This is a genomic window from Streptomyces sp. ISL-99 (genome assembly GCF_018614005.1).
GTDB lineage: Bacteria > Actinomycetota > Actinomycetes > Streptomycetales > Streptomycetaceae > Streptomyces > Streptomyces flavidovirens.
On sequence record NZ_JAGGPC010000022.1, the window covers coordinates 261,458 to 283,169 of the forward strand.

The window sequence follows — 21,712 nt, forward strand, 5'->3', positions numbered from 1 at the left end:
GGTCCGCGCCCGGAAGAATGGCATGGACCAATGCCTGTATGTGAGGGGGTTCACCCTCGCACAAGTGACTGACGGGGAACAAGCAACTTGAGTGACATCCATTCAGCAAGGAAAGGCGGCCGCCGGGTTACCCGGGCGCCGGGACCGGCGCAATTCCACCGATGGCCGACTTCCATTCCGCCCGCCGCACATGTCCCTGCGTCTCTCACGGATAAGAAACGGGCCGGGTTCACTCACCCGCGGGATTTCTTCCCGGCCACCGCTTTCCGGGGCGCCCCACCCCTCACTGGGCGGCGTCCGCCGGATCGCGGTCGCGCGGGCATCTGTCCCTCAGGGGCTCTGCGGGCTTAAATGTGATCCCTGAGCCGCTCATCCGGTGGCCACCGCGTCCGCAGTGCGCGGGCTCGCCCGGCGTATGCGGGAGGTGTAGAAAGAGGTCATGACCGGACGCAACGGCCGCCCGCGCTCGGTTTTGCGGATGCGAACTGTCGCAGGTCAGGTCTTCCTCCTGCAGGTGGCGATCGTCGTCCTGCTCGTCGCCAGCGCCATGGCGGTGCTGGTACTGCAGTCAAGGACCGACAGTGAACGCGAGGCCCGCAACCGGTCGGTCGCCGTGGCCGAGACCTTCGCCCAGGCGCCGGGCATCGAAGAGGCCCTGAGGAGTCCCGACCCGACCGCCGTGCTGCAACCGCCGGCCGAGGAGGCCCGTAAGCGCTCCGGAGTCGACTTCATCGTCGTACTGAACCCGGACGGGACCCGTTACACCCATCCCCTGCCCGACCGGATCGGGAAGAAGTTCGTCGGCAATCTGGCGCCCGCGCTGGCCGGTCACGTCGTCACCGAGAAGATCACCGGGACAATCGGCCCTCTCGTGCAGGCCCAGGTGCCTGTCACCGACCGTGACGGCAAGGTCATCGGTGTGGTCTCCGCCGGGATCACCATCGAGAAAGTCAGCGGCGTCGTCGAAGAGCAGATTCCGCTGCTGTTCGGGGCCGCCGCAGCGGTGCTGCTCCTCGCCACGGGCGGGACGGCACTGGTGAGCAGACGGCTGCGCCGCCAGACGCGCGGTCTCGGCCCGGCCGAGATGACCCGGATGTACGAACATCACGACGCCGTCCTGCACGCCGTACGGGAGGGGGTGCTGATCGTCGGCGGTGACGGCCGGCTGATGCTCGCCAACGACGAGGCGCGCCGGCTGCTGGGGCTGCCGAACGAGGTGGAGGGACTGCACGTCGCCGACCTGGGCCTCGACCCGCAGACCGCCCAGCTGCTCGCGTCCGGCCGGGTCGTCACGGACGAGGTCCATCCGGTCGGAGACCGTCTGCTCGCCGTCAACCAGCGCACCACGGACCAGCACGGCGGGCCGCCCGGCAGCGTCACGACGCTGCGGGACACCACCGAGCTCCAGGCGCTCAGCGGCAAGGCGGATGTGGCTCGCGAGCGCCTGAAACTGCTCTACGACGCCGGTACGGAGATCGGCACCACCCTCGACGTGGTGCGGACGTGCGAGGAGCTGACGGAGTTCGCCACGGCCCGCTTCGCCGACTACGCCACCGTGGATCTGGTGGAGGCCGTGCTGCGCAGCGAGGAGCCGACCGCCACGGCCGCGGCCACGGGCGTGGACCTGCGCCGGGTGGCGTTCAGCGGCCTCAGCGAGGACACGTCGCTCTACCCGCTCGGCAAGACGATCCGCTTCGTGCCGTCCACGCCGGTCGGGTTCAGCCTCGGCAAGGGCGAGGCGGTCCTCCAGTCGCATCTGGCCGGCTTCTCCGGCTGGCAGGAGCAGGATCCGGAGCGGGCCCGGCAGCTCGTGGAGCACGGAATCCACTCGATGATCGCGGTTCCGCTGCGCGCTCGCGGCGTCATTCTCGGTCTGGCCATCTTCTGGCGCTCCGAGAAGCCGGAGCCCTTCGAGGAGGAGGACCTGTCCGTCGCCGAGGAGCTGGTGGCGCGCGCCGCCGTGAGCGTCGACAACGCCCGTCGCTACACGCGTGAGCACACCATGGCGGTGACACTGCAGCGCAGTCTGCTGCCCCGCGGCCTGCCCGAGCAGAACGCCGTCGAGGTCGCCTACCGGTATCTGCCCGCACAGGCGGGGCTCGGCGGGCTCGGGGGCGTCGGCGGTGACTGGTTCGACATCATCCCGCTGCCCGGTGCCCGCGTGGCGCTCGTCGTGGGCGACGTCGTGGGCCACGGGCTCCATGCCGCCGCCACCATGGGGCGGCTGCGGACCGCGGTCCACAACTTCTCGACCCTGGACCTGCCGCCCGACGAGCTCCTGTGGCACCTCGACCAACTGGTCGTCCGCATCGACCAGGACGAGATCGGTGATGACGCGGACGCGGGCGTCACCGGGGCCACCTGTCTGTACGCGATCTACGATCCCGTGACCGGGCACTGCGCCATGGCGCGGGCCGGCCACCTCCAGCCGGCGATCGTCCATCCGGACGGCACGACGGTCTTCGCCGATGTGCCCGGCGGCCCGCCGCTCGGGCTCGGCGGACTGCCCTTCGAGACGCTGGACGTGCGACTGCCGGAGAACAGCCGCCTGGTCCTGTACACGGACGGGCTCGTCGAGGACCGGGACCGGGACATCGACGAGGGTCTCGCGCTCCTGCGCCGTACGCTCGGCGACCATGCCGGCCGGACACCCGAGGAGACCTGCGAGGAGGTGCTTGCCGCGCTGCTGCCCGCGCACCAGCGCGACGACATCGCGCTGCTGGTCAGCCGTACGCGGGTACTGGACTCCAGCCGGGTGGCCGACTGGGACGTGCCGCCCGATCCGTCGGCCGTGGCGGAGGTACGGGCCGCGGTGACCCGCAAGCTGGCCGAGTGGGACATGGCGGAGGAGGCGTTCACCACCGAGCTGATTCTCAGCGAGCTGGTCACCAACGCCATTCGCTACGCCTCGGGACCGATCCGTGTACGGCTGATCCGTGACCGCAGCCTGATCTGCGAGGTTTCGGACCACAGCAGCACCTCTCCGCATCTGCGGCAGGCGGCGAACACGGACGAGGGCGGGCGGGGGCTGTTCCTCGTCGCGCAGTTCGCTGATCGCTGGGGCACCCGGTACACCGGGCACGGCAAGGTCATCTGGACGGAGCAGCCGCTGCCGGACGGCCAGTCGCCGCCGGACTTCCCGTGAGGCCGGACGCGGACACGGTGACGGTGACGGTGGTCAGGGTCTGAGATCTCCGACCACGTCCGCGGTGGCGGCGATCCCGTTCTGGATGGTCGGCGCCATGCTCGTACCGGCCAGGAAGAAGCCGAGCAGGGCGCAGACGAGCGCGTGCGAGACCTTCAGGCCTCCGTTGCGCAGGAAGATCACCGCGAGAAGCAGCAGGAGCAGCACCAACGAGATCGAAATGGCCATGGTCAACCTCCTCCGCCGCGCCTGAATTGCGGCATTCGGCCGTCAGTCTGGCGTAGCGGAGGGCCCATCCGGGCGGAAGACACGTCCGCCGTACGGGTGTTGACTGGTTGTGATGAGCGGCTACGCGTCGTGTGTACGGAGGAAACGCTCCAGGCCGGCGAGGTCGTCGGTGTTGATGTGGTCCACGTCCGCGGCGAGGAGCTCGGTCCAGACGGCGTCCCGCGCCGGGCCCGGCAGATCGGGTGTGGCCCAGAAGCGGACGCGCTGCCCGCGCGTGTGGGCGGTGGAGACGAGGGCGTGCAGCTTCGCCCGTTCGGCCGCGGGGAACGGTCCGGCGCCCTGCCAGGTGAAGCTGTGCGTCCAGTTGCTGCTGATCAGCGGGATGAAGGAGGCGGGGGCCGGGTTCACCGCGCCGAGGTCGTCGAGCCGCCCGTCGTAGAAGGCGTGGCGCACCCGCTGTGCCTCCATGGGGGCGCGCGCGGCCCGGTCGCCGGAGATGACGGGCGTCACCGCGCCGGGACGGATGTGGCCGTGCGCGTACGTGCTCAGCATCCGGCGGTGGCGGCGCAGTTGGCGGTGCACTTCGAGGTAGGCGGCGGCGCCGTCGTTCTTGATGTCGATGAGCAGCTGCACGGGACGGCGGTATCCGCGGTAGACGGAGCCGTGGTTGGCCCTGACTCTGGCGGCGAGCGGGGCCAGGTAGAGCGATTCGAGGGTGCGGGAGGGGTCGAGGTCTACCGGGTCGTGGGCGACGAGGAGCTGTCCCCCGACGAGGAAGATGTCCGCCTCGACACTCGTGAAGCCGTGGGAGAGCGCGTCGTGAAGGGGGCGCTCATGCTCGTAGTCGTTGTGCGCGTGGGCCCGGCGCAGCGGCCTCCGGCCGGGCTGCTGACCGGGCTTCCTCCCGGCGGCCTCGGCGTGCGCGGGAACGGCGAAGGTTCCGGCGACGGCGGCGGCGAGGGTGGTGACGACTCTGCGGCGGGTGGGCGCGGCGACGGCCATGGTGCCTCCGGAGGTGTACGGGGCGTTCGGGACTCCGGCGAGTATCCGCTCCGTACCACCCGAAAGGCAGGGCCCTGACAAGAGTTCGGCCACCCGTCGCCCGCGGTTCAGGCCGACTGGCGGTGCGTCAGGTCACGGACGGTCGGCCTGGACGCGCGGGGTCCGTGGGAGGTGCCGAAGGCGGTCTGCTGTCCAGGCAGCAGCGGACGAAGTCCTGGACGACGGGGCTGGTGTCGTCGGTGGCTGACCAGGCGACTGCGACGTGGGTGGGTGTGACGCCGCTGACGGGGCGGTAGATGACGCCGGGGCGCGCGTAGAAGCGCGCGGAGGATTCGGGGGCGAGGGCGATGCCGTAGCCGTTGGCGATCGCGCTGAGCCACTCGTCCGGCTGGTCGGTGACGGCGCCGACGCGGACCGGGTGGCCGTCGCGTTCGTCGGCGGCGAGCCAGTAGTCCCGCCACGGTCCGGTTTCGGGTGGAGCTGCCACGAACGGCTCGTCCCACAGGTCGCGGAAGGAGATCAGGTCGCGTCTGGCGAAGGGGTGTGCCGTCGGGAGCGCGACACAGCGTGGTTCGGTGAACAGCTTTTCCACCCGCAGGGCGTCCTGACCGGGGAAGGGCAGCCGCAGCAGGGCGGCGTCGACGTCTCCGGCTGCGAGCCCGGCGCTCGGATCCGACCATGGGGCCTGCCGCATCTCGACCCTCCAGCGCGGCCGGCGCCGGGTGAACGCCGCGATGATGCCCTGAGTGGCCTCGTTGGCGGCGCTGGCCAGGAAGCCGACCCGCAGTACGCGGGCGGCCCGGACGGCCGAGCTCCTCGTGTCCCGCAGCGCCCGGTCCCAGCCGGCCAGCAGGGCGGGCGCCCGCTCCGCCAGGGCCTGGCCCGGTTCGGTGAGGGCCATGCCGGCCTTCGACCGAGTGAACAGCCGCACGCCGAGCCGGTCCTCCAGCTGCTTGATCTGCTTGGTCAGGGCGGGCTGGGACACGAACAGCCGTTCCGCGGCCCGGGTCAGGCTGCCCTCCTCCGCGACGGCGATGAAGTAGCGCAGCAGCCGGGTGTCGACATCCATGCCGTCAGGTTATAGATGCCGGTATTGGACGCCACGCGGCGACCTGATGAGGCTTGACGCCATGTTCATCGCTTACGCAGTCGTCACCGGCGTCACGATCGCGGTCAACGCCGCGGAAGCCGTCGCGAACTTCCTGAGAGCCAAGGCCGTCCTCGCCAACTCCGCCGAAGTGGGTGTCCCCCCGTCCTGGCTGCCGGTGCTCGGCGCCCTGAAAGGCGCCGGAGCTGTCGGGCTTCTGCTGGGGCTCCTTGGCGTCCGGTTCATCGGCACAGCCGCCGCGGCCGGGCTCGTTCTGTTCTTCATCGGCGCCGTCGCGGCCCATGTCCGCGCCCGCGTCTTCCACAACATCGCGTTCCCCGCGAGCTTCTTGGTACTGGCCGCCGCCTCGCTCGTCCTCACCGTCGCACGCTGAAGCCGGAAGCTCTCAGGTCGCCGTGACGTCCTCCCAGCGGACTGTACGGTCGCACCAGCGCTCCAGCAGGACACGGTCGTGGCCGACGGTCAGCAGGCCCGCACCGCGTTCGCGCCGGTACTCCTCGACCACGGCGACCAGGGCTGCCGTCGTCGACGCGTCGAGCATCGCCGTCATCTCGTCGCACACCAGCCAGCGCGGGCGCAGCACCAGGGCGCGGGCCAGGCAGGCGCGTTGCAGCTGGCCGTCGCTCACCTCGTGCGGGCGCCGGCCGAGCAGGTCCTCGCCGAGCCCCACGGTCCTGGACAGCTCGCTCACTGTGGCGGCCGCTTCGCCGCGCCGTCCGGTGGCGCGCAGTGGTTCGGCGATCAGGTCGCGCAGGATCAGGCGGGGGTCGGCGGACAGCCGGGGCTGCTGGAAGACCACGCCGATCGCTGTGCGCTGCTCGCGCGGGGCGCGGTGGCGCCAGCCGGTGACGGGGCGGCCGTCGAGGGTGACGGTGCCCGCGTCGGGGCGGTGCAGCAGGGCGGCGACTCTGGCGAGCGTCGACTTGCCGCAGCCGCTGGGCCCGAGCAGGCCGACCGCTTCGCCGGGTGCGACGGTGAGGTGCGCGTCCCGGACGACCGGAGACCCGCGCTCGTAACCAGCGGTGATCGCGTCGAGTTCAAGCACGGGCACGCTCCTCGGCCGGCGGGTGGTGGCAGGCGACGCCGTCCGCGAAGTGCGGCTGTGCGGCGCAGGCGTCGGTGGCGTACGTACAGCGCGCGGCGAAGGCGCATCCCGGCGGCAGGTCGCCGAGCTCGGGCGGCATGCCGGGGATCGGGGTGAAAGCGCGCTCGGGAAGGGCGTTCAGCAGACCTCGGGCGTACGGGTGCCGGGGTCCCGGCGTTCCGAAGAAGCCGGCGGCGTCGGCGAGTTCGACGATCCGTCCGGCGTACATCACCGCGACGCGGTCGGCGATGCGCTCGGCGGCCGCGAGGTCATGGGTGATCATCAGCAGGGCGTGCCCCTCGTCGACGTGCCTGCGCAGCTCGTCGACCGTGCGGTCGACGAGGTCGCGGTCAAGGCCGGTGGTCGGCTCGTCCGCGAGCAACAGGGGCGCGTCGCCGACCAGAGCGAGGGCGGTCGCGGCGCGCTGTGCGAGTCCGCCGGACAGCTCGTGCGGGTAGCGGTCGAGGTGGTCCACGGGGAACGCCGCCCGCTCGGCCGCCGCGCGGGCTGCCCGGCGCACGTCCTGCTTTCGCGTACCGGTCAGCTCGCGCAGCGTCTCTTCGAGCTGCGCTCCGACGGTCCGTACTGGGGTGAGGTGCGCGGCGGGACTCTGCGGCACGAGTCCGATGCGGCGCCCCCGCACCGTACGCGCCAGGGTGCGTTCGCCGGCCGTGAGCAGATCGACGTCCCCGAGGAGCGCGGAACCCGCGGTCTGGGCGTTGCCGGGGAGCAGTCCGAGCAGCGCTGAGGCGAGCACGGACTTGCCGCACCCGCTCTCCCCGACGAGGGCGAGGCACTCCCCCTGTGCCAGGTCGAAGGCGGCGTCGGCGACGGCAGCGATGTGCCGCCCGCCCCGCATCCGGAACCGCACGGAGAGCCCCCGTACGGACAACAGGGGCGTACCGGGTGTGCCCTTGCGCGCGGAACGGTCAGCGCTGTGCGCCGCGTGGCGAACGTTCCCGGGAACAGTCGCGGACGGTACTCGGGAACGCTCCGAAGCCGCACCGGCGTCACGCGTCTCGCCAAAGCGCCCCGAGGTGCGCCCCTCTGCGTCGGGCGCGGAACCGGACGTCTTGCGAGCTTTCTGAGGCGTCGTCACAGCATCAGCTCCGATCGGCGGCGCGGGTTGATCCGTTCCCGCCAGGAGCCCGCGAGGCCCGCGATGGCGAGGGTCGGGATGATCAGGAGGAGGCCGGGGAAGAGAGTCGGCCACCAGTCGCCGGCCAGCAGCGAACTGCGCGCCGACTGGACCAGGTTGCCGAGACTCGCCTGGTGCGTCGGCAGGCCGAGACCCAGGAACGAGAGCGCCGACTCGTGCCACATCGCGTGCGGAACCATCAGCACGGCGGCGAGCCCGGCCTGCGGCAGCACCCCCGGCAGCAGGTGCCGTACGGCGATCCGCCACCGCGAAGCGCCGCCCGAGACCGCCGCGTCGATGTACGGGCGCGAACGCAGCGACAGCACCTCGGAACGCACGATGCGGGCCGTGGACAGCCAGTGGGTCAGCGCCACCGACACGATCACCGGCCACACGCCCGGCCGGAACATCGCGACGATGAAGATGCCGAGCAGCAGGTGCGGGATCGAGGAGAAGGTGTCGACGAGGCGCATCACCACGCGGTCCGTCCAGCCGCCGAACGCCGCTGCCGCCGCCCCCACCGCCGTACCGATGAACGTCGCGACGAGCGCCGCGACGAGCCCGACCAGGAGTGAGACGCGCAGCCCGTACACGCAGCGCAGCAGCAGATCGCGGCCGACGTCGTCCGTCCCGAAGGGGTGGGCCGGGGACGGCGGCCGGAGCTTCATCGACAGGTCGACGGCCTGCTGGTCGAGATTGGCCAGCGGCGGTACGACGAGGACCGCCAGTACCACCGCGGTCACGATCACCGCCGAGGTGCGGACGCGCAGCGTGCGCGTGGAACGGCGAGTACGCCCGTGCGAGCGCCACACAGCCGGTTCGACAGCGGGTTCACGAGCGAGTTCAGGAGTGAGTTCAGCCATCGAAGCCCACCCTCGGGTCCGCGAGTCCGTACAGCAGGTCGGAGAGGAGGTTTCCGGCGAGGACGGCCGCCGTGGCGAGGACCGTCAGCGCCGCCAGCAGGGGGAAGTCCACCGATGTCGCCGCCTGTACGGTCGCCGCCGCGATGCCCGGCCAGCTGAAGACGGTCTCGACGAGCAGGGCACCGGTGATGAGTTCGGGCACGCGCGAGCCGACGAGCGTGAGCGTCGGCAGCATCCCGGAGCGCAGGGCGTGTCCGAGCAGTACGGTGCGTTCGTTCAGCCCGCGCGCGCGGGCGCCGCGTACGGGGTCCTCGTCCAGCGCGTCGGCGACACCCTGGCGCACGTAGAGGAAGAACCAGGGAAGCTGCGAAACGCCGAGAACGGCCGCGGGCAGTACCAGGTGCGTGGCGACCTGCCCGAACGTCACCACATCGCTGGCCGTGTCGGTCAGGCCGCCCGCGGGCAGGACGCCCAGCCGCAGCGCGAAGAACCACATGACGAGCAGGCCGAGCCAGAAGGCGGGCGCCGCTTCCAGGGTGTACGCCGCCGAGCTGACCGCCCGGTCCAGCCACCCGCCCTGCCGGCGCGCGGCCAGTACGCCCAGCGACGTACCGAGCAGGATCGCGACGAGGAACGCGGTGACGGCGAGCAGCACCGACCAGCCGAGGCGTTCGGTGATGACGTCGGCGACGGGCTGGCGCATGACGCTGGAGTCGCCGAGGTCGCCGGTGACGGCCGAGGTCAGCCAGTGCCACCAGCGCTCGACGAGCGGCTGGTCGACGCCGAGGTTGGCGCGGAGCTGGTCGAGGTTCTCCTGCGAGGCGGTGAGCCCCGCGGTGCCCGCGTATGCCTTGACGGGGTCGAAGGGTGAGGCGGCGGCGACGGCGAATACGCCGAAGGTCACCACCAGCAGGACGGGGGCGGCGAACAGGGTCCGCCGCCCCGCCATCCTCGCCATCGGCCCCCAGGGGAGCTTCCGGTCCGGGTATATCACTTCTTGGGCGTCCAGTCCTCGACGTTCCACCACGGGCCGGAGGCCAGGCCGTGGTCGTGCGGCTCGGTCTGCGTCGTCAGCCCGGACCACTTGTCGTCGACGACGTAGAGGTGGTCGATGTGGGTGAGGAAGGTGTAGCCGGGGTTCTTCACGAGCTCGCGCTGCACGGTGTCGTAGGCGGCCCTGCGGTCGGCCGTCTCGCCGCTCTCGCGGCCCTTCTTGAGCGCCTTGTCGACGGCGGGGTTGTCGTACCAGGCCATGTTGTTGAAGGCGTCGCCCGCGAGGGAGGACTGGAGCAGCGTGTACTGGTCGAAGTCGGGGTCACCGGGCGCGCCGCCGCCCGCGAGCACGGCGTCGTGCTTCATGCGCGGCATGATGACCTCCCAGGTGCCCGCCTGGGTCTTGATGTCGATGCCGGCCTTCTTCGCGTCGGACGCGTAGGCGAGGGCGTGGTCCTGGCGGAGCTTGTCGCCGGAGAGGTACCAGAGGGGGAACTGGGCGCGTACGCCGTCCTTGACGCGGATGCCGTCGGCGCCCGGCTTCCAGCCCGCCTCGTCGAGGATCTTCTTCGCCCTGGCGAGGTCGTGCGTGCGCTCGGTGCCCTTGGCGAACCAGGGGCTGTCCGTCGGCACGGGACCGTAGGCCGGCTTGCCCGCGCCTTCGAGGATCTTGTCGACCATGGCACGGCGGTCGACGGCGACGTCGAGTGCCCGCCGTACGTCCGTGTCGCCCGCGACCTTGTTGTGCGTCGGCAGGGTCACGGTGCGGTAGTCGAAGGACCTGGCGGCGTACGTCGTCCTGCCGCCGTCGTCCCTGAAGGTCTTGGCAAGGTTGGGCGGCAGGATGGCGCCGTCGAGGTCACTGGTGCGCAGCCGGGTGGCGCGCACGTCGTCGTCCTTGATGATCGCCATGGTGAACTTCTTCACCTTGGGCTCGCCGCCCCAGTAACCGGGGTTGGCCTTGAAGCTGAGCTTCTCGCCCTTGGACCAGCCGGTGAGGATGTACGGTCCGGTGCCGACCGGCTTCGTCGTGAAGGAGCCGCTGTTGACGTCCTGCTTGCCCGCGACGTGCTCGGGAGCGATCGGCAGGACGGTGCGCTCGGCGAACGGCGCGTACGGGTACTTGAGTGTGAAGACGACCTTGTGGTCGCCGTCGGCCCTGACGTCCTTGACCGCGTCGAGTTCCGTCTTGGACGCGTTGTTGGTCTTCTTGTCGAGGATGGTCCTGTAGGTGAAGACCACGTCCTTCGACGTGAAGGGCTTGCCGTCGCTGAACTTCACCCCCTGGCGCAGGGTGTACGTGTACGTGCGGCCGTCGTCGGCGACTTCGGGCAGCTCGGCGGCGAGCGCCGGCCGGAGCTTCATCTCTTCGTCGAAGGTCAGCAGTCCGTCGAAGATCTTGGAGTTGCCGTCCTTGCCGTAGCCGAGGAGCGGGCTGAGCGTCTCCGGCTCGTACGCGATACCGACGACGGCGGAATCCCCGGCTCCGTGCCCGGCGGCGCCGCTCGTGCCCGGCTTCGAGCAGGCCGCCGCGGTGATGGCCAGGGTTCCGGCCAGCGTCGCGGCGGCCGCCCCACGTATCGATCGGGACAGCATGGCTCTCCACACCCCTAATAAAGATCAACAGTTATTGCGAACAGCTCGCAATTAAACCGTATGTAAAGGGGTGCTTGCGCCACCGCCCCTTACCGGGGCGCGGGCAGATCCACGAGCTCCGCCACCGCCTCCGTGTGCCTGCCGGGCGCGCCCAGCGCGATCGAGTCGGCCTTGGCCCGCTTGAGGTACAGATGCGCGGGGTGCTCCCAGGTCATCCCGATGCCGCCGTGCAGCTGTACGCACTCCTCGGCCGCGTGCACCGCGACGCGGGAGCAGTACGTCTGCGCGACGGCCACCGCGAGGGGCGCGTCCGCGCTGCCGGTCGCCAGGGCGTCGGCGGCGTTGCGGGCGGCCGCCCGCGCGGAGACGACTTCGAGCCACAGCTGCGCCATGCGGTGCTTGAGTGCCTGGAAGGAACCGACCGGGCGGTTGAACTGCTTGCGGTCGCGCGTGTAACGGACCACCTCCTCCAGACACCACTCGGCGAGGCCCAGCTGCTCCGAGGCGAGCAGCCCGGCCCCGGCGAGCAGTCCGCGCCGTACGGGGGCCGCCGCCGAGCCGGCGAGCCGGTGGCCGCGGGCCCCGTCGAGGGTGACGGTGGCGAGCGGCCTGGTCAGGTCGAGCGGCGTCAGCGATTCGACGGTGACGCCGGGAGCCCGCGTCTCCACCGCGTACAGCCCGTCCTCGGCCGGTACGAGCAGGACGTCGGCGGCGGCGGCGTCCGCGACGGCGGTGATACGTCCGCCGAGGGAGCCGTCGTCGGCCCGTACCGCACGTTGCACGTCGGCCCCCGGAGCGGCGGAGAGGGGAACGGCGAGCGCCACGACCGTACGGCCGCCCGCGAGCGCGCCCAGGAGCTCCGCGACCGCCGCCTCCTCGGTGTCGCACCCCAGCAGCGTCTCGGCGGCGACGACCGCTCCGGTGAGGTACGGGACCGGGGCGACGCTGCGGCCCAGCTCCTCCAGCACCACCGCGGCCTCGCGGTGCGTGGCGCCCTGGCCACCGAGCTTCTCGGGGACGAGGAGCCCCGCCAGGCCCATCTCGGTGGCCAGCGAGGCCCACAGCCGCGGGTCGTACGGGGTGTCCGACTCCGCGCGGGTGAGGACGGCCGCGGCGTCACAGCGGTCGGCGAGGAGGGAGCGTACGGCCGCGCGCAGGTCGTCCTCGGCCTCGGAGTAGAGCAGATCAGGCTGAGCAGTCATCGGGACAGGTCCTTCCAGGCGATGTCCTTGTCGCTGCGCGGCTCGGACGGCAGGCCGAGTACGCGTTCCGCGACGATGTTGAGCAGCACCTCGCTCGTACCGCCTTCGATGCTGTTGCCCTTGGAGCGCAGGTAGCGGTAGCCGGCGTCGCGGCCGGTGAAGTCGACGAGTTCGGGACGGCGCATGGTCCAGTCGTCGTACAACAGCCCTTCCTCGCCGCGCAGTTCCACCTCCAGGCCGCTGATCTCCTGGTTGAGGCGGGCGAAGGCCAGTTTCATGCCCGAGCCCTCGGGGCCCGGCTGGCCGGCCACGAGCTGCTGGCGCAGCCGCTCACCGGCGAGGCGGGCGACCTCGGCCTCCACCCACAGGTCCAGCAGGCGCTGGTGCAGGTCGTGGGTGCGCAGTTCGGGGCGTTCGCGCCAGGTCTTGGCCACGGGGCCGATCATGCCGCCCTCGCGCGGGATGCGGGAGCCGCCGATCGACACGCGCTCGTTCATGAGGGTGGTCTGCGCGACCTTCCAGCCCTCCCCCACGCCGCCGAGGCGCCGGCTGTCGGGGATGCGTACGCCGGTGAGGAAGACCTCGTTGAACTCGGCCTCGCCGGTGATCTGGCGCAGCGGCCTGACCTCGACGCCCGGGTCGGTCATGTCGCACACGAAGTACGTGATGCCCTGGTGCTTGGGCAGGCCGGGGTCCGTGCGGGCGATGAGGATCGCCCAGCGCGCCACATGGGCGCTGGAGGTCCACACCTTCTGCCCGTCGACCACCCAGGTGTCACCGTCGCGCACCGCGCGCGTGCCGAGCGCCGCGAGGTCGGAGCCCGCGCCCGGCTCGCTGAACAGCTGGCACCACACCTCCTCGCCGACCCACAGGGGCCGCAGCAGGCGCTGCTTCTGCTCGTCCGTACCGAAGCGCAGGATGGTGGGCGCGGCCATGCCGAGGCCGATGCCGATGCGCCGCGGGTCGTTGTCGGGCGCGCCGGCTGCCGCCAGCTCCGCGTCCACGACGGCCTGGAGGGAACGGGGCGCGCCGAGGCCGCCGAGGCCCACGGGGTAGTGCACCCAGGCGAGTCCGGCGTCGAAGCGCGCCTTGAGGAAGTCCGTACGGTCCGTGGTGGCCGGCGGGTGGGCCGCCAGCAGCTCTTTCGTCAGGCTTCGTACTCCGGCCGCGTCCGTCATCGGGCCGCCCCCTCGGGTACGACGACCACGCGTCCGGTGGTCGTGCCGTCCGCGACGCGCTGGACGGCGTCCGCCGCGTCCTTCATGGCCACGCGCTCGCTGATCAAAGGCTTGATGGCGCCCTCGGCGGCCAGCCTGGTCAGCTCCTCGTGGCAGGCGAGGACCGCGGCCGGGTCCATGGTGTTGTAGAGGCCCCAGTGGAGGCCGACGATCGAGTAGTTCTTCACCAGGGCGTGGTTGAGTCCCGGCGAGGGGATCGCGCCACTGGCGAAGCCGACGACGACGATGCGGCCCTCGAAAGCGACGCACTTGACCGACTTGGCGTACGCGTCACCGCCCACCGGATCGTAGACGACGTCGGCGCCCCGCCCGCCGGTGGCCTCCTTGACCTTGGCGACGATGTCCTCGGTGCGCCGGTCGATGACCATGTCGCAGCCCAGCTCCCGGGCGATACGGGCCTTCTCGGGCCCGCCGACGACGCCGATGACGGTGGCGCCCGCCGCCTTGCCGAGCTGTACGGCCGCGCTGCCGACGCCGCCCGCCGCCGCGTGCACCAGCAGCGTCTCCCCCGCCTGGATGCGCGCCCGGCGGTGCAGCCCGAACCAGCCCGTCTGGTAACCGATGTGCAGGGCCGCCGCTTCGGCGTCGTCCAGCGACTCCGGCGCGGCAAGCACCGTGGCCGCGTCCACGACGACGTACTCGGCGAAACCGCCGTGCGGCAGCGCCGGGTTGGCGATCACGCGGCGGCCGTCCTCGGTCTCGCCGCAGACCTCGACGCCCGGGGTGAAGGGCAGCGGCGGCCGCACCTGGTACTGGCCGCGGCAGAGCAGGGCGTCGGGGAAGTTGATGTTCGCGGCGCGCACCTTCAGCAGAAGCTGCCCTTCGGCCGGCGTGGGCCGCTCGACCTCGTCGAGCCGCATCACCTCGCCGGGCTCGCCGTTCTCGTGCACTCGCCATGCCTGCATCCGAGATCCTCCACAACACCGTAGGCAGTACCGCGCTCGGCGCATACTAAGCGGTCGCTTGCCCCGATGGGAACAGTCTCGGCCCGATCACCCGGACTTCGGCCGGGCCCGTACGTGCATGCGCTCCCCCTGGGGCCCGAAGAGACTCAGGAACTCCGCGGGCCCCTCCCCCACCGGGCCGAACCAGTGCGGCACGCGCGTGTCGAACTCCACCGCCTCGCCGGGGCCGACCTCCAGATCGTGCGGGCCCAGCACCACGCGCATCCTGCCCGACAGGACGTACAGCCACTCATAGCCCTCGTGCGTGCGCGGCTCGGGCTCCTCCCGCGTGGGCCGGCAGATCACCTTGAAGGCCTGGAGCCCACCGGGCTGACGGGTCAGCGGAAGGTACGTCCGCCCGCCCCGCTCGATCGGCTTCGCTCGCACCCGCGGGTCCCCGACCGGCGGCGCGCCCACCAGTTCGTCGAGCGGCACCTGGTGGGCGCGGGCGATGGGCAGCAGCAGCTCCAGGCTCGGCTTGCGGCCGCCGGACTCCAGCCGCGACAGGGTGCTCACCGAGATCCCGGTCGCTTCCGACAGGGCCGCGAGCGTGGCTCCGCGCTCCTTGCGGACCTTGCGCAGGCGCGGGCCCACGCCGTTCAGTACACCGTCGAGATCCTGATCCTCATCCATGAGGACATTGCAGAATCAGCAAGGCCGCTTGTCAAACCACCGGTCGCCTCAGGCCGGGATCGCGCCACCCGCCGCCGGCCCGACGAGCTCTTCCAGTACGTCCTCCATGGTGACGAAGCCGATGACGGTGCCCTTGTCGCCGGTGACGGCGGCCAGGTGCGTGCCCGCGGCCCGCATGGCGGTCATGGTGTCGTCGAGCGGCGTGTCGATCTCGACCCGGATCACCGGGTGCAGCGCGGCACGCGGGAACGGCCGGGTGCGCTCCACGACGCCGAGGGCGTCCTTGATGTGCAGATAGCCCAGCACCTCGTCGCCCGGACCGGTGACCGGCAGCCGGGAGAATCCCCAGGTCGCCGCGGCCCGCTCCAGCTGCTGCGGGGTGGTGGTGTGGTCGACGGTGACGATCCTGCTGAGCGGCACCATCACCTCACCCACCGGGCGGTTGCCCAGCTCCAGGGCGTCGCGCAGACGCTCGCCGTCGGCCGGGGCGAGCAGACCGGCCTCGCTGGAGTCCTTGACGAGACGAGCGAGTTCGTCATCGGTGAAGACGGACATCACCTCGTTCTTCGGCTCGACCCCGAGCATCCGCAGCAGCACGTTGGCGAACGCGTTGATGCCGAAGATGACCGGCCGCAGGGCGTGGGTCAGGGCCACCAGCGCCGGAGCCAGCGCCAGCGCGGTCGGCACCGGAGCGGCGAGCGCGATGTTCTTCGGAACCATCTCGCCGACGAGCATGTGCAGGTACGTCGCCAGCGTCAGCGCGATCACGAACGCGATCGGGTGGATCAGCGCTTCCGGTACGCCGACGGCCTGGAACGGCGGTTCCAGCAGGTGGGCGATGGCCGGTTCGGCGACCGCGCCCAGCACGAGCGAGGAGATGGTGATGCCGAGCTGGGCGGTGGCCATCGCGGCGGACAGGTGCTCAAGGCCCCACAGGGTGCTCCTGGCACGGCGGCTGCCGCTGACGGCCTGCGGCTCGATCTGGCTGCGCCGTACGGAGATCAGAGCGAACTCGGCGCCGACGAAGAACGCGTTGGTGAGGAGGGTGAGTGCGCCGATGGCGAGCTGGATGGCGGTCATCGGACTTCCTCCGCGATCCTCACTGCGGACGCTGATGCCCGCGCGGACACCGACGCGGGAGCGGTGATCCGCACCCGGTCCGCACGGTGGTGCTCGACATCCAGGACGGCGATCTTCCAGTCGTCGACGTCGAGCCGGTCGGCGGGCTCCGGAATGCGCTCCAGGCGCGTCGCGATGAGCCCGGCGAGTGTCTCGTACGGGCCGTCGGGGGCGCTGAAGCCGATCTCCTGGAGCTGGTCCAGACGGACACTGCCGTCCGCTTCCCACACCGCGTGGCCGTCCGCCGACGGGTCCCTGGCCTCAAGCCCGGGGCGCTCGTGCGGATCGTGCTCGTCGCGTACCTCGCCGACGACTTCTTCGACCACGTCCTCGACGGTGGCGACGCCTGCCGTGCCGCCGTACTCGTCGATGACCACAGCCATGGTGCGGCTCCGGCGCAACTGCTGGAGCATCCGGTCGACAGGCAGGGAAGTGGGTACGAGCAGTGGCTCGGTGGCCAGGTCGGTGACCGGAGTCCGGTCCCGCTTCGTCTCGTCCAGGGCGAGTACGTCGCGGATGTGGACGGTGCCGATCACCTCGTCCAGGGTGTCGCGGTAGACGGGGAACCGGGACAGGCCGGTGGCCAGGGTGAGGTTGGCGGCGTCGGCGGCGGTGGCGCGGGCCTCCAGGGCCTGGACGTCCACGCGCGGCGTCATGACGTTCTCCGCGGTCAGCTCGCCCAGGTGCAGCGTACGGACGAACAGTTCGGCGGAGTCCTGCTCGATCGCGCCCTCGCGGGCGGAGTGCTGCGCCAGTGCGACCAGTTCCTGCGGCGTACGGGCGGACGCCAGTTCCTCGGCCGGTTCCAGGCCGAAGCGGCGGACCGTGCGGTTCGCCGTGTTGTTGAGGTGGCGGATCAGCGGCCCGAAGGCGGCGGTGAACGCGCGCTGCGGGCCGGCGACGACCTTGGCGACCGCCAAGGGGCTGGAGATCGCCCAGTTCTTCGGGACGAGCTCGCCGACCACCATCAGGACCACGGTGGACACGGCGACTCCGAGGACCGTCGCGACGGTGGACACGGCCCCGGCGGGCAGGCCTGCGGCCTGGAGAGGACCGCGCAGCAGCACGGCCAGGGACGGCTCGGCGAGCATGCCGATGACCAGTGAGGTCACGGTGATGCCCAGCTGGGCGCCCGAGAGCTGGAAGGTGAGGCGCTTGGCGGCCTTCAGGGCGCTTACGGCGCCCCGTTCACCGGCCTGCGCGGCCCGTTCCAGCTCGCCACGCTCGATGGTGGTCAGCGAGAACTCGGCCGCGACGAACAACGCGCACGCCAGAGTGAGTGCGAGAGCGAGGAGCAGAAGGAGAACTTCGGTCACCGTGCCACCTCCGCCCCACGGTTCGACGGGGCAAAAACGGCACGGCTCGTACTGGGAGGCTCACCCATTGCGGGACTGCAGCTCCTTCTTTGATCAGGTGTCTGGGCGGGGCGGGTAACCCTGCCCCCCAATAGTAAAGGGGGCGCAAAAGCGGTGTCGGGTGACGGCGATCACAGCCGCGACGCGCCCGGACACGGCGCGGCCCCCGGACCAACGCCCGGGGACCGCACCCGTACCGCTTCCGCTACCGCACGATCACCTCCGCGATCTGCGGCGTACTGCCGCCCTCGTCGCTCCAGAGCAGGCGTACGGCCGAGACCGGTTCACCGTCCACCGTGAACTCGCCGTAGCCGCCATCGAGCTCGCCGACCGTGTCCCAGTCGCCGTCCGGAGTGCGTACCTGCACGGCGGCCTGCGCGGAGCCGCCCCCCGGCTGCAGGACGGTCACGGAGGACACCTCCCGCGTGCCTCCGAGATCGACCTGGAGCGCCTCGCGCGACTCGGGCGCGCGGGCGGCCCGGTAGACGCTCGTCACGTCTCCGTCGGCGGCCGCGCGCAGGCTGCTGCCCGCCGCCGGCGGCGGTCCGCCGGTCACGGACGCGTCCTTCGTCTCGACGGTGAACTCCCTCACGACGAGCCAGTTCATCTGCCCGGCGGTGGCCCGCGCCCGCACGTACCGGGCCTCGGTTCCCGGCGGGGCGGTCGCCGTCACGACCGCCTTTCCGGAGAACGCCGCGAGCTGTTCCCAGGAGGAGCCGTCCGACGAGTACTCCAGTACTCCCTGACGCATGTAGTCGTTCACGCTCCCCGGCTTGGCCATGGCGAGCGAGATGTCGCCGATCTCGCGTTCCTTGCGCAGGTCGACCGTCACATGGTCGCCGGTGCGGGTGGCGCGGCTGCTCCAGAAGAACGTGCTGTCGTCGCCGTCGAGCATCCGCTCTATGGCGTTGCCCTGGTACGCGGGCAGGTTGGTGAGGCCCTTGACGGCGCCGGTGACGCCGAGCAGCCGGTCGTGCTCGGCGGCCGCGTCCTCGGTGAACTTGTCGAGCACCCCCTCGCCCACGACGACCGGGATCTTGCGTCCGTCGAGGTCGGTGTACGTGAAGGACTTCGCCGCGGTGACGAGCGCGGGCAGCCGCTGCCGCTGTTCCCACGCCTGGGCGCCGTCTCCGTCGCGGGCCAGTTCGACCAGCCGCAGGGCCGCGCGCGCCGCGACTCCCCACGCCTCTGCGGCGTCGAGCCACGGCTCGCTGTCGTGGATGAACTCCTGCTCGGCGATACGGTCGCGCAGTACGTCCGGGGACCGCTGAAGGTCGTACAGCGCGCTGTCCAGCCCGGCCGCGTTCTTGGACTCCCAGAACTCCGCGATCTCGGCGGCCAGAGCGGGTGCCTGCTGTGCGTTGATGCGGGAGCTGTAGTTGACGTCGGAGAAGATCCGCAGGGCCTTCTCGGTCCTCGCGTCGCCCTCCGCGTACTCGGAGATCGCCGTCCGCCACGATTTGCCCGGATCGTAGGCCGCGTCGTTCCACGTGTAGTCGGCGACCGTCATGAGCGGGATCTTCGAGGCGTACGCCTGGTTCATCGGGTTGGCGGTGATGCCGGAGCCTAGCTCCGCGGGCATCCCCTTCTCCCGGCCGTTGTACGGACCGAGCAGCAGCCGGTTGGTGACGTAGTCGTTCACCGGATAGTTGTCCCAGAGCAGGATCGGGTGCGCGAAGACGTCACGCGCTGCCTTCGCCTGCGCCACCGTGATCACCGGAGCGATGACACCGACACCGGTCCACTCGACCACCACGTCCTCGTCGAGCTGCTCGGCGAGCGCCTTCTTGTACGGGGACGGGGTGACGTTGTAGTACTCCGTCGGCACCATCTGGAGCGGCGCGGCGCCCGGGTGGGTGGCGATGAAGTCCCGGTTGACCCGGTTGAGGAGGTACGCCTGGGCGGCGCCCGCGGCAGCCGCTCCGGTCCCCCACTTGTCCTGGTCGGCCTGGCAGTTCCATTTCGTGTAGCTGATGTCGTCGAGCGGTACGGCGTAGGTGCGCACGCCGAGGTCCCAGACCGTCCGGAACTTGTCGGTCAGCGCCTTGATGTCGGCCTCGGAGCTGTAGCAGACGCTCAGTCCGGGCGACAGCGCGTAGGTGAACTCCACGTGCCGGGCGCCGGCCCGGTCGACGAGCTCCTTCATCTTCGCGAGCTGGGCGGCGGGGTACGGCTCCCGCCACCTCTCGCGCAGGTACGGGTCGTCCTTGGGCGAGTAGACGAAGATGTTCATCTTGTGCTCGCCGTAGAAGTCGAGCTGGTCGAGGCGGGCCGCGTGGGTCCACGGGATGCCGTAGAAGCCCTCGATGACACCGCGGATCGCGGTAGTGGGCCAGTCCCGGATCTCGGCCCCCGCGACCTTCGCGCCGGGACCCTTGCGCTCGGGCAGCAGCTGGCGCAGCGACTGGGCGGCGTAGTACGTACCGGCCCTGTCCTTGCCGGAGAGCGCGATACGGCGCTCACCGATGCCCAGGACATACCCCTCGGGAGCGAGTTGGCCGGGGCCCTCCATGCCGAGGGCGGTGAGCGCTTCGGCGGTCTGCGGGGTCTCCCCCGGCCCGCCGACGTAGACGGTCAGCCGGCTCCCGACGGGGCGTTCGCCGCGTACGACCTGGTGGGCGCCGGCGTCGAGGAGTGCCTGCTGGGTCACCTTGAGGGCGGCGGCGTCGGCCTTGGCGCCGGCGACGAGCGTCACCGTCGGGGTGACGGTGACGCGGTCGTCGCGCGGGCGGAGGTCCTGCGGTGTCGGGGTGATGACGGGGGCGGTTCTTCGGTCGCTCGTGTCCTGGGGATCGGCGGCCGCCCCGACGGCCGGAACACCGAGCACCAGGGCGAGAGCGGAAGCGCAGGCGAGCATGGCGAGCGGGCGCGGGCGGAGCGTCACACGTCCTCCAGAGGTCCCGGCGAAAACTGTGGGCAGTCGCGCATCTCAACGCCACAGAATCCTCCAGGGGCCTGACAGGCTGTCAATGGCGCGCACGTCTTAATCAAGACGTTTCCGCAAGTTGCCCACCCCCAGTCAACTTTCGGCCGGATAGCCGTACCCCTGGCGCAACCCCGTCCGCCATTCGGCGGCGGGGGACATACAAAGTGGATGTCTGGGCAGTCGGAGGGAACGGAGCGATCAGGAGAGAGGCGGGAAGATGACGACAACGCCGGTGCGGATTTCGGAAGTTCCGCGGCCACAGGTCGCGACGAGTGCGGCGCGGACCGGGGCGCTCCCCGGCGCGAGCGAGCTGCCGTGGATCGAGGACGCGGGGAAGGTGGCCCCGAAGGACGCCCGCAGTCTGTCGAAGGCGTTCCTCGACCAGCTTCAGGTCCTCGAAGAGGGCACACCCGAGCACCAGTATGCCCGTAACACCCTTATTGAGATGAACCTCTCGCTGGTGCGATTCGCCGCCGGACGCTTCCGCAACCGCGGTGGCGGCGACATGGAGGACATTATCCAGGTCGGCACCATCGGTCTGATCAAGGCCATCGACCGGTTCGATCTGTCCCGTGAGGTGGAGTTCGCGACCTTCGCCGTCCCTTACATCGTCGGGGAGATCAAGCGGTTCTTCCGTGACACGACGTGGGCCGTTCACGTCCCCCGGCGGCTGCAGGAACTGCGGGTGGAACTCGCCAGGGCCAGGGAGGATCTCGCCGCCGTACTGGACCGGGACCCGACGGTCAAGGAACTCGCCGAGCACCTGAAGCTCAGTGAGGACGAGGTCGTGGAAGGTCTCGTGGCTTCCAACGGCTACACCGCCGGCTCCCTGGACATGCCCACCGAGACCGGGGACGAGGGTCGCGCCAACCCCTCGCGTACCTTCGCCGATGTGCTGGGCGAGGCCGACCCCGCCATGGAGACGGTGGAGGACCTGCACGCCTTGGCGCCGCTACTGGGCGAGCTCGACGACCGGGAGCGGAACATCATCGAGATGCGCTTCGGCCAGGAGATGACACAGTCGCAGATCGGAGCCGAGCTGGGCATCTCGCAGATGCACGTCTCGCGCCTCCTGACGCGCACCCTCACGAAGCTCCGCGCCGGCATGCTCAGCGAATCCTGAGCTCTCCCGGCTCTC

18 protein-coding genes are annotated in these 21,712 nt (G+C 71.0%); 3 read left to right on the forward strand and 15 right to left on the reverse strand.

The window, feature by feature from the left end; translation table 11 throughout:
• Window positions 1-439 precede the first annotated feature (439 nt).
• Window positions 440-3,145, forward strand: coding sequence for a SpoIIE family protein phosphatase/ATP-binding protein (locus tag J7E91_RS14140; protein ID WP_214903149.1), 2,706 nt, complete (start codon window positions 440-442; stop codon window positions 3,143-3,145).
• Between the two features lie 33 nt (window positions 3,146-3,178).
• Here the strand turns inward: J7E91_RS14140 and J7E91_RS14145 are convergent, their stop codons facing one another.
• From J7E91_RS14145 to J7E91_RS14155, 3 genes are all read right to left on the reverse strand, one after another.
• Window positions 3,179-3,373 carry a hypothetical protein gene (locus J7E91_RS14145; protein ID WP_028812621.1) on the reverse strand — a complete coding sequence of 65 codons (195 nt, stop codon included), beginning with the start codon at window positions 3,371-3,373 and terminating at the stop codon, window positions 3,179-3,181.
• A gap of 120 nt (window positions 3,374-3,493) precedes the next feature.
• Window positions 3,494-4,375, reverse strand: coding sequence for a phosphatidylinositol-specific phospholipase C/glycerophosphodiester phosphodiesterase family protein (locus J7E91_RS14150; RefSeq protein WP_214903163.1), 882 nt, complete (start codon window positions 4,373-4,375; stop codon window positions 3,494-3,496).
• A 127-nt stretch (window positions 4,376-4,502) separates the two neighbouring features.
• Window positions 4,503-5,444, reverse strand: coding sequence for a LysR family transcriptional regulator (locus tag J7E91_RS14155; RefSeq protein WP_214903166.1), 942 nt, complete (start codon window positions 5,442-5,444; stop codon window positions 4,503-4,505).
• 61 nt (window positions 5,445-5,505) lie between these two features.
• Between J7E91_RS14155 and J7E91_RS14160 the strand changes: the two genes are divergently transcribed.
• A complete protein-coding gene (locus J7E91_RS14160; RefSeq protein ID WP_214903174.1) occupies window positions 5,506-5,856 on the forward strand; it encodes a DoxX family protein in 351 nt (116 codons plus the stop codon).
• A gap of 12 nt (window positions 5,857-5,868) precedes the next feature.
• Here the strand turns inward: J7E91_RS14160 and J7E91_RS14165 are convergent, their stop codons facing one another.
• The 12 genes from J7E91_RS14165 to J7E91_RS14220 form a co-directional block, all read right to left on the reverse strand.
• A complete protein-coding gene (locus J7E91_RS14165; RefSeq protein ID WP_214903177.1) occupies window positions 5,869-6,528 on the reverse strand; it encodes an ABC transporter ATP-binding protein in 660 nt (219 codons plus the stop codon).
• Complete coding sequence (locus J7E91_RS14170) at window positions 6,521-7,426, reverse strand: ABC transporter ATP-binding protein (RefSeq protein WP_214903480.1); 906 nt, start codon at window positions 7,424-7,426, stop codon at window positions 6,521-6,523. Before J7E91_RS14170 ends, J7E91_RS14165 begins: the two co-directional genes overlap by 8 nt.
• A 236-nt stretch (window positions 7,427-7,662) precedes the next feature.
• Window positions 7,663-8,568 carry an ABC transporter permease gene (locus tag J7E91_RS14175; RefSeq protein WP_214903180.1) on the reverse strand — a complete coding sequence of 302 codons (906 nt, stop codon included), beginning with the start codon at window positions 8,566-8,568 and terminating at the stop codon, window positions 7,663-7,665.
• Window positions 8,561-9,526, reverse strand: coding sequence for an ABC transporter permease (locus J7E91_RS14180; protein WP_214903183.1), 966 nt, complete (start codon window positions 9,524-9,526; stop codon window positions 8,561-8,563). Before J7E91_RS14180 ends, J7E91_RS14175 begins: the two co-directional genes overlap by 8 nt.
• 32 nt (window positions 9,527-9,558) lie before the next feature.
• On the reverse strand, window positions 9,559-11,157 hold the full coding sequence (locus tag J7E91_RS14185; RefSeq protein WP_214903186.1) for an ABC transporter substrate-binding protein: 1,599 nt from the start codon (window positions 11,155-11,157) through the stop codon (window positions 9,559-9,561).
• Between the two features lie 89 nt (window positions 11,158-11,246).
• Complete coding sequence (locus J7E91_RS14190) at window positions 11,247-12,359, reverse strand: acyl-CoA dehydrogenase family protein (RefSeq protein ID WP_214903189.1); 1,113 nt, start codon at window positions 12,357-12,359, stop codon at window positions 11,247-11,249.
• The gene (locus tag J7E91_RS14195; RefSeq protein ID WP_214903192.1) at window positions 12,356-13,537 is read right to left on the reverse strand and encodes an acyl-CoA dehydrogenase family protein; all 1,182 of its coding nucleotides are present in this window, start codon (window positions 13,535-13,537) and stop codon (window positions 12,356-12,358) included. The genes J7E91_RS14190 and J7E91_RS14195 overlap by 4 nt, the downstream gene beginning before the upstream one ends.
• Window positions 13,534-14,502, reverse strand: a complete 969-nt coding sequence (locus tag J7E91_RS14200) for an NADPH:quinone oxidoreductase family protein (RefSeq protein WP_214903195.1) — start codon at window positions 14,500-14,502, stop codon at window positions 13,534-13,536. Before J7E91_RS14200 ends, J7E91_RS14195 begins: the two co-directional genes overlap by 4 nt.
• Window positions 14,503-14,589: 87 nt before the next feature.
• Window positions 14,590-15,174 carry a helix-turn-helix domain-containing protein gene (locus J7E91_RS14205; RefSeq protein ID WP_214903198.1) on the reverse strand — a complete coding sequence of 195 codons (585 nt, stop codon included), beginning with the start codon at window positions 15,172-15,174 and terminating at the stop codon, window positions 14,590-14,592.
• Between the two features lie 48 nt (window positions 15,175-15,222).
• Window positions 15,223-16,254 carry a hemolysin family protein gene (locus tag J7E91_RS14210; protein ID WP_214903200.1) on the reverse strand — a complete coding sequence of 344 codons (1,032 nt, stop codon included), beginning with the start codon at window positions 16,252-16,254 and terminating at the stop codon, window positions 15,223-15,225.
• Window positions 16,251-17,609: a hemolysin family protein gene (locus J7E91_RS14215; protein WP_214903202.1), complete on the reverse strand. Its 1,359-nt coding sequence runs from the start codon at window positions 17,607-17,609 to the stop codon at window positions 16,251-16,253. The genes J7E91_RS14210 and J7E91_RS14215 overlap by 4 nt, the downstream gene beginning before the upstream one ends.
• A gap of 244 nt (window positions 17,610-17,853) precedes the next feature.
• Window positions 17,854-20,505: a beta-N-acetylglucosaminidase domain-containing protein gene (locus tag J7E91_RS14220; RefSeq protein WP_214903498.1), complete on the reverse strand. Its 2,652-nt coding sequence runs from the start codon at window positions 20,503-20,505 to the stop codon at window positions 17,854-17,856.
• Window positions 20,506-20,791: 286 nt separating this feature from the next.
• Between J7E91_RS14220 and J7E91_RS14225 the strand changes: the two genes are divergently transcribed.
• A complete protein-coding gene (locus J7E91_RS14225) occupies window positions 20,792-21,697 on the forward strand; it encodes an RNA polymerase sigma factor SigF (protein ID WP_214903205.1) in 906 nt (301 codons plus the stop codon).
• Window positions 21,698-21,712 lie beyond the last annotated feature (15 nt).